12 protein-coding genes are annotated in these 6,960 nt (G+C 69.4%); all 12 read left to right on the top strand.

The window, feature by feature from the left end; all coding sequences use genetic code 11:
- Positions 1–37: 37 nt before the first annotated feature.
- Positions 38–994, top strand: a complete 957-nt coding sequence (locus MKK60_RS04385; RefSeq protein ID WP_243984062.1) for a PhnA-like protein — start codon at positions 38–40, stop codon at positions 992–994.
- Positions 995–996: 2 nt separating this feature from the next.
- Complete coding sequence (locus MKK60_RS04390) at positions 997–1,494, top strand: YsnF/AvaK domain-containing protein (protein ID WP_243984052.1); 498 nt, start codon at positions 997–999, stop codon at positions 1,492–1,494.
- Positions 1,491–2,375 (top strand): YsnF/AvaK domain-containing protein, encoded by an 885-nt coding sequence (locus MKK60_RS04395; protein WP_243984053.1) that lies wholly within the window; start codon positions 1,491–1,493, stop codon positions 2,373–2,375. The genes MKK60_RS04390 and MKK60_RS04395 overlap by 4 nt, the downstream gene beginning before the upstream one ends.
- Positions 2,376–2,450: 75 nt before the next feature.
- Entirely contained in the window at positions 2,451–2,723 is a 273-nt protein-coding gene (locus MKK60_RS04400; protein WP_243984054.1) for a hypothetical protein, read from the top strand.
- Positions 2,724–2,751: 28 nt separating this feature from the next.
- Positions 2,752–3,198 carry a YidB family protein gene (locus tag MKK60_RS04405; RefSeq protein WP_243984063.1) on the top strand — a complete coding sequence of 149 codons (447 nt, stop codon included), beginning with the start codon at positions 2,752–2,754 and terminating at the stop codon, positions 3,196–3,198.
- Between the two features lie 66 nt (positions 3,199–3,264).
- A complete protein-coding gene (locus MKK60_RS04410; protein WP_243984055.1) occupies positions 3,265–3,501 on the top strand; it encodes a hypothetical protein in 237 nt (78 codons plus the stop codon).
- Between the two features lie 67 nt (positions 3,502–3,568).
- Complete coding sequence (locus MKK60_RS04415; protein WP_243984056.1) at positions 3,569–3,931, top strand: CsbD family protein; 363 nt, start codon at positions 3,569–3,571, stop codon at positions 3,929–3,931.
- Positions 3,932–3,975: 44 nt separating this feature from the next.
- Complete coding sequence (locus tag MKK60_RS04420) at positions 3,976–4,425, top strand: hypothetical protein (RefSeq protein WP_243984057.1); 450 nt, start codon at positions 3,976–3,978, stop codon at positions 4,423–4,425.
- Positions 4,422–4,829, top strand: a complete 408-nt coding sequence (locus tag MKK60_RS04425; RefSeq protein WP_243984058.1) for a phage holin family protein — start codon at positions 4,422–4,424, stop codon at positions 4,827–4,829. Before MKK60_RS04420 ends, MKK60_RS04425 begins: the two co-directional genes overlap by 4 nt.
- On the top strand, positions 4,826–5,176 hold the full coding sequence (locus tag MKK60_RS04430; RefSeq protein WP_243984059.1) for a DUF3618 domain-containing protein: 351 nt from the start codon (positions 4,826–4,828) through the stop codon (positions 5,174–5,176). The genes MKK60_RS04425 and MKK60_RS04430 overlap by 4 nt, the downstream gene beginning before the upstream one ends.
- Before the next feature lie 75 nt (positions 5,177–5,251).
- Complete coding sequence (locus MKK60_RS04435; RefSeq protein WP_243984060.1) at positions 5,252–5,563, top strand: hypothetical protein; 312 nt, start codon at positions 5,252–5,254, stop codon at positions 5,561–5,563.
- Positions 5,564–5,865: 302 nt separating this feature from the next.
- A partial coding sequence (locus MKK60_RS04440; protein WP_243984061.1) for an MHYT domain-containing protein occupies positions 5,866–6,960 on the top strand: 1,095 nt, incomplete at its 3' end.

The following is a 6,960-nucleotide window of genomic DNA, read 5'->3' on the forward strand; positions in this document are numbered from 1 at the left end:
GACCGACCCGACCACTCCCGACGAAAGAGTTTCCACGATGGCGTTGTCCCCCGATACCACCCGTCCGGCCTACGACCGCGACCTACCGACCACCAGCCTCGCCACCCCGGCCGAGGACATGCGCACGATGGCGCTGCACTCGGTCTCCTGGGGCGCGGTCATCGCCGGCGCGGTGATCGCGCTCGTCGCCCAGGTCATCCTCAACATGGTCGGTCTCGGCATCGGCCTCTCGACCGTCGACCCGGCGGGCAACGGCACCCCGACCGCAGGCAGCCTGTCGTCCGGCGCCGGGATCTGGTTCGTGATCTCCGGCATCCTCGCCGCCACCGCCGGCGGCTGGCTCGCCGGGCGCCTCTCGGGCAAGCCCGCCAACACCACCACCGCCTACCACGGGCTGCTCGCCTGGGCGGTCTCGACGCTCTTCGTCGTCTACCTGCTGTCCTCGGCCGTCGGCGGCATCGTCAGCGGCGCGTCGAGCGCGGTGTCGAGCACGCTCGGCGGCGCCGGTAACCTGATCGGCGGCTCGGTGAAGACCGCCGCACAGGCTGCAGGCCCCTCTTTGCCCGGCATGGACAACCCGTTCTCGAACATCGAGGGCCAGATCCGTGGCACGACCGGCAACGATCCGGAGGCCCTGAAGAATGCCGCCGTCAGCGCCATGCGCGCCGCCGTGACCGGTGACGCCGCCCAGCAGAAGGACGCGCAGGAGAAGGCCGCCCAGGCACTGGCCAAGGCGCAGGGCATCCCGGTCGAGCAGGCCCGGACCCAGGTCCAGCAATACACCCAGCAGTTCAACGACACGGTCGCGAAGACCAAGGAGCAGGCCAAGCAGGCGGCCGACGCTGCGGCGCGAGCCGGCTCACAGGGGGCGCTCTACGGCGCCCTAGCGTTGGTTCTCGGTGCGCTGTCGGCCTTCTTTGCCGGGCGTGGTGCCGCCGTCGACCCGGTGCTCACCCGCACCGCCCCCGCCGTCACGACCCAGCGTCGGGTCTGACGGTGAGCGACCCCGCCGCCATCGAGCAGCGTCTCCCCGGGACGCAGGACAAGCAGGCGGCGGAGGTCGCCATCGGTGAGAGCGTGACGCTCCCGCTGATCGAGGAGACTGCCCGCATCGACAAGCGGGCGGTGGAGACCGGGCGGGTGCGGGTCTCGACCCGAACCGAGACCATCGACCAGGTCCTGCGCCAGACCCTGCGCAGCGACATGGTTGGGGTTACTCGGGTGCCGATCAACCGGACCCTGGCTGAGGGCGAGACGCCCCCGGTGGTCCGCGAAGAGAACGGGGTGACCATCATCCCGGTCCTCGAAGAGATCCTCGTCGTCGAGAAGCGCCTCGTCCTACGGGAGGAGGTGCATGTCCGCCAAACCACGGCGGGCGAGGACGTCGAGATGCCGGTGACGCTGCGCAGACAGCACGCCGTGATCGAACGCGTGTCCCCAGAGGGGCACGTCACGGCCCTGGCTTCAGCAGAAGAATCGGAGATCGAACCATGACCCAGACCATCACCGCCATGTACGACACCTACCCCGAGGCTACCGCCGCCAAGGCGAAGCTCGTCGCCCTCGGCATTCCCGAGGTCGGGGTACGGATCCTGTCCGGCAGCGAGACCGGTACCGCCGCCGCTACGACCCATGAAGAAGGCATGTGGGGCTCGCTGAAGGAGTTCTTCATGCCTGAGGAGGATCGCCACCTCCACGCCGAGGGCCTGCACCGGGGCGGGACCATGCTGACCGCGACCGTCGAGGAAGGATACGCGGAGCGGACCTACGACATCCTGGAGGAGCACGGCTCGATCGACATGGATGAGCGTGAGGCTTCCTGGCGCAAGGAGGGCTGGACCGGGCAGGCGACCGGCGCGCCGGCCATCGCTACCACCCCGACAGCCGCGACCGGCACCACCGGCCCTCATGCGACGGGAACGACCGAAGCCGTTGCGGCGGACGGGACCGCTCGGGGTACGGAGTACATCCCGGTGGTCGAGGAGCGGCTGAACGTCGGCAAGCGCATGGTCGACAGCGGCCGTGTCCGGGTCCGGTCCTACGCAGCCGAGAAGGCCGTGAGCGAGAACGTCACCCTGCGGGACGAGACCGTGCACGTCGACCGGCGCGTGGTCGATCGGGCAGTGACCCCGGGCGACATGGCGTTGTTCGAGGACAAGGTGATCGAAGCCACCGAGATGCGGGAGGAGGCGGTGGTTTCGAAAGAAGCCCGTGTCGTCGGCGAGGTCGGTATCCGCAAGGATGCGGCTCAGCGCGTCGAAACCATCACCGACAAGGTACGCCACACCGAGGTCGAGGTCACCGACGAGCGCGGCAACGTCGAGCGTACAGGCAATGCCGGCACCACCGGGACCGTCCCGCACAAGCCGGTCTGAGCCTCATCACGGGGGCGGCCGCCGGCCGTCCCCGTCCCGCGTCGACGCATGCACTCGTCATCGGACGCAATCGCCATGATCCCGTTCCGCATCCTTGGCCTGGCAGCCCTCGCGGCCCTGCCGACCGTGACCGCTCACGCCCGCGATCTCGGCGTCTCCGAGGAGGCGCTACGGTCGGCCTGCACCGGTGATTACCTCAGGCTTTGCGCCGGCATCGATCCGAACGGAGACCACGTCGAGGCCTGCTTCCGAGCCAAGATGGCGAGGGTCTCCGAAGGCTGCCGCGGTGCCATCGCCGGATACCGCGTCCTGGAAACCACCAACGAACGGCGCGCGCAGTCGCGGTGAGCGCCCAACCCACCACGAGGAGACGATGATGAGCAACGGCTTTCCTTCGATGACCGCCCTGCTCGGGCTGCTCGCCGTGGCGGGCTACCAGAATAAGGACAAGATCGCCGAGATGCTGAAGGGCGCCTCCGACGCCAACCCCTCCGGCGCTACGTCCGGCCAATCGGGCCTCGGCGGCATACTGGGTAACCTCGGCGGCGCCGGCGCCGGTGGACTGGTCGGCGGGGGCCTCGGCCAGCTTATCGAGCATTTCCGTGGCAACGGTCACGGCGAGGCTGCGGATTCATGGATCCGACAGGGCCGGAACACCGAGATCCCGGCCGAGCATATGCATTCCGCCCTCGGCCCCGACCTGCTCGCGACCCTGACGAAGCAGACCGGCCTTTCGAGCGACGAACTCCTTTCCAGGCTCTCTCGGGAGCTTCCCTCGGCGGTGGATCGCTACACCCCCGATGGCAGGCTGCCCGCCCATTGAGGTGTTGCACCTAAGGACATCCCGCATGCCGGGCGGGATCCCTCCCGTCCGGACGCGCCGGTCGACATGACCGCAACGAGCACCGTGACGGTGCCACCCGAGGAACCCACCATGGCCAAGACCGCGCACGCTGAGGCTGCCAAGCACCACGAGGCCGCTGCCAAGTCGCACAAGACCGCCGCCGAGCACCACGAGAAGGGCGACGAGACCGCCGCCGCCAAGCACTCGAAGGAGGCCCACGGCCACTCCGAGAAGGCACACGAGAGCTCGACCAAGGCCCACGGCAAGAGCGCCGGGAAGTAACCGGCCCCATCCGACCGATCTCCGGACGCGCATCCCGCGCGTCCGGCCCCGACCTAGGATAAGAACCATGGACGAGAACCGCATCACCGGCGCCGCGAAGGAATTCGGCGGCAAGGTCCAGGGTGCCGTCGGCGACGTCACCGGCGACCACGAGACAAAGGCCAAGGGCGCCGCCAACGAGGCCAAGGGCAACGTCGAGAACCTGTACGGGCAGGCTAAGGACGCCGTGCGCGACGTGGCCGACCAGGCCTCCGACCTCGCGCAGGGCGCCCTGAAGCAGGGCCGTGACGCCCTCCCCGACGCCGAGCGCGCCTATCGCCAGGGCGCCGACACGGTGACGAGCTACGCCAAGGAGTCCCCCCTGATGATGGCGGCGATGGCCGGCGCGCTCGGCTACCTCCTCGCGATGGTCGTGCACGGCCGCCGCTAGGCCCGGCGCCCAGTTGAAACGTCCCGCAGGTTAGGAGAAGCATCATGACCGATCCCATCCGACCTGCGGGTCCGCCCCTCGGCGCCAACAGCCCGATGCAGGCGGCCAAGTCGCCGGCCGGCTTGGCCGATGCCGTGCGCGACCAGGCCAGCGGCTATGCCGACCGGCGCAAGACCGAGGCGGCCGGCTTTCTGTCAGAGCTCGCCCGCGCGCTGCGTTCGGGCGGCGGCGAGCTCGACGCCCAGGCTCAGGTGAGACCGTTCGTCTACACGGTCGCCGATAACCTCGATGCGTTCTCGGACCGGGTCGCTCGCCGCGGCTGGCGTGAGCTCTATCGCGATGCCGAGATGGTCGCGCGCGCCAATCCGCTGGCGACGACCCTGGTGGTGGGGGCGCTGGGATACGGCGCCTTCCATGTCCTGCGGTCCGGCAAAAGCGATGCCCGCAAGTCCCGGGTGGCCAAGCCCAAGCAGGCGTGGGGCGGGTATCCGTGAGCGCCGTCCCCCCACCCCAACCGCCCGGCGGGCTGCAGGGCCTCCTGGCAGAGGCGCTCCGGGCTGCCGGCGACGTCGTCCGGGGCGAGATCGCCCTGTTCCGCCAGGAGATGACCAACAACCTGCGAAGCCTGATCGTCGGTTTGGCGGCGATGACCGGCGCTCCCGCGTTCGCTCTCGTCGGCTTCCTGATCTTGGTCGACGCCCTAGTGACGTGGCTCGCCACCGTCGTTGGCTCGGAGGCGCTCGCCACCCTGATCGCCGGCGTCGTCTTCCTCGTCATCGGCATCGTCCTGGCGCTGGCAGCCGAGAGACGGTTTTCGCTCAACGGGCTTATGCCGACCCGGACGGGCCGCCAGCTTCGACAAGACGCTACCGTCATCAAGGAGCACGTGGACGCATGACGAGCGAGGCCGACGCACTGGAGCGCGAGATCGAGGCGAGCCGCGGCCGGCTGGACCGGACATTGGACAATCTCACGCAGCGCCTGACCCCGACCGGCGTCGTCGAGGACATGCTCGGGGCCGTCCGTCGTGACGCGACCGGTGCCGGCTTCTACGACGGCGCCCTGGTAGCCGTTCGACGCAACCCGGTGCCGGTGCTCATGATGTGTCTCGGTGCGGTGATGCTGCTCAAGGGCATCCGCCCTCGTAAAGCCGCCACGTACCGGGCCTTGCGTGATCCGGACCAGTTCACCACCCCCGCCATCGCCCCGAACCCGCCGACAACCGTCACGAAGAACTCCGGCTGATGAGCCCGTATGTCGCCGGGGTTCGCCAGCATCGAGCCGACCGAGTTCTAGCGCCACATCCGGAGGGACCCGTCGATGACCACCATGCGGACGCTAATCCATTCCGGAAGCAACGACGATCGCTGGTTCCTCTGCCACGGCGACGACCCGGCAGACGTGTTCGTCTTCCACGAGCCGAATGAGCCATCTGGCGACTCGCCGTCCTGCGTCGAGCTTGCCGCCTTCCTAGCATCCGGCTGCGGATCGCCGGAGCATCATGCGCTGATGACGATGATCGGGGCGCTGGTCCAGGCCGGGCATGCCGGCTCGGCCCCACCCGTCAGCGGTTCCGAGGCCACCGCCGCCGGTGCCGAACCGACCCCGGGCGAGGCCGCCTTCTTGATCTGACCCTTAGCCCCCCAAGCTCACGAGACCGCCATGGCCATCGACTACCGTTCGGAAATGCAACGACCCCACCGAGTAGTTGGAGAGGGCCGGGGTCAAGGTCATGCCGGTAGGGGCGGTCAGTCCCGCGGCGGGTGACGGCGGTCCCGACGATGCACCCGCCGCGGCGCCCGCCCCATCGGGCGACGGTGCATGAACGCCGAACGTCGCGAAGGTCCGGCCGCCCATCGCGTTCACGATTGAGCGATTGCCCCAAGCCCGCTGTCTTTCTGTGAGATGCGCTAGGGACATTCATCGGAACTCTCATGGTCCATACCGGCTACGACGCCGCCCTCGTGGCGCTATCCATCGCCATCGCCTTTTTCGCCTCGTACACGGCGCTCGACCTCGGTGCCCGCGTACGCGGGGCCTCGACCGGCCTGCGCTGGGCCTGGGTCGCCGCGGCCTCCGTGGCGATGGGAGGCGGGATCTGGGCGATGCACTTCGTCGGCATGCTCGCCTTCGAGATGGGCATGCCCGCCGCCTACGACCTCGGCATGACGGTCGCCTCACTGCTGATCGCCATCGTCGCCACTGGCGGGGCCTTCGCCTGGGTTAGCCGCAAGCGGGCCGGCCCTCGCGATGTCCTCGTCGGCGGCCCGCTGATGGGCGTCGGGGTCGCCGGGATGCACTATGCCGGGATGGCCGCGATGCGGGTGCCGGGCAACCTGGCATACAGCGTGCCCGTCGTCGCCGCCTCCGTCGCCATCGCGGTCGTCGCGGCGACCGCCGCGCTGTGGCTGACCTTCCGGCAGAACGACGTCTGGCAGAAGCTAGTCGCCGCGGGCGCGATGGGTCTCGCCGTCGTCGGGATGCACTACACTGGCATGGCCGCGGCGACCGTCACGGCGGAGGTTGCCGGGGCGCATGCCGCGCACGTCGGCGGCGTCGGCCTGGGCCAGCAGCACCTCGCCCTGTACGTTGCGGGCGCGACCTTTCTGATCCTGTTCATGGCCATTGTCGCCTCCTCGTTCGACCAGCAGCGGGTGCAACGGCACCTCCATGCCAGTGAGGAACGTTTCCGGGCCGCCGCCGAGGCGGTCGGCGACATCATCTGGACCGCCGACGCGCGGGGCGCCATGACGGGCTCCCAACCGTACTGGCAGGCCTACACCGGTCAGTCCGAGGCCGGGTGCAAGGGGACGGGCTGGGCGGAGGCCGTACACCCAGACGACGTCGAGCCCACCAAGGCGGCATGGCGCGAGGCCGTAGCGGCGAACAGGGGCTACGAGCTCAAGCACCGCGTTCGGAACCGGGATGGCGAGTACCGCCTGTTCGCGGTCAAGGGACAGCCGGTGCGCAATCCGGACGGAACGATCCGCGAGTGGGTCGGCGTACACGCCGCCATCACCGAGCGAGAG

Origin of the sequence: Methylobacterium sp. J-092 (assembly GCF_022829325.1) — a bacterium.
Classification (GTDB): domain Bacteria; phylum Pseudomonadota; class Alphaproteobacteria; order Rhizobiales; family Beijerinckiaceae; genus Methylobacterium.

Bases quoted from the DNA above. Each gene is read 5' to 3' on its own strand.
- MKK60_RS04385 (WP_243984062.1), top strand. From the start codon at position 38: ATGGCGTTGTCCCCCGATACCACCCGTCCGGCCTACGACCGCGACCTA.
- MKK60_RS04400 (WP_243984054.1), top strand. From the start codon at position 2,451: ATGATCCCGTTCCGCATCCTTGGCCTGGCAGCCCTCGCGGCCCTGCCG.
- MKK60_RS04395 (WP_243984053.1), top strand. From the start codon at position 1,491: ATGACCCAGACCATCACCGCCATGTACGACACCTACCCCGAGGCTACC.
- MKK60_RS04435 (WP_243984060.1), top strand. From the start codon at position 5,252: ATGACCACCATGCGGACGCTAATCCATTCCGGAAGCAACGACGATCGC.
- MKK60_RS04405 (WP_243984063.1), top strand. From the start codon at position 2,752: ATGAGCAACGGCTTTCCTTCGATGACCGCCCTGCTCGGGCTGCTCGCC.
- MKK60_RS04430 (WP_243984059.1), top strand. From the start codon at position 4,826: ATGACGAGCGAGGCCGACGCACTGGAGCGCGAGATCGAGGCGAGCCGC.
- MKK60_RS04415 (WP_243984056.1), top strand. From the start codon at position 3,569: ATGGACGAGAACCGCATCACCGGCGCCGCGAAGGAATTCGGCGGCAAG.
- MKK60_RS04420 (WP_243984057.1), top strand. From the start codon at position 3,976: ATGACCGATCCCATCCGACCTGCGGGTCCGCCCCTCGGCGCCAACAGC.
- MKK60_RS04410 (WP_243984055.1), top strand. From the start codon at position 3,265: ATGACCGCAACGAGCACCGTGACGGTGCCACCCGAGGAACCCACCATG.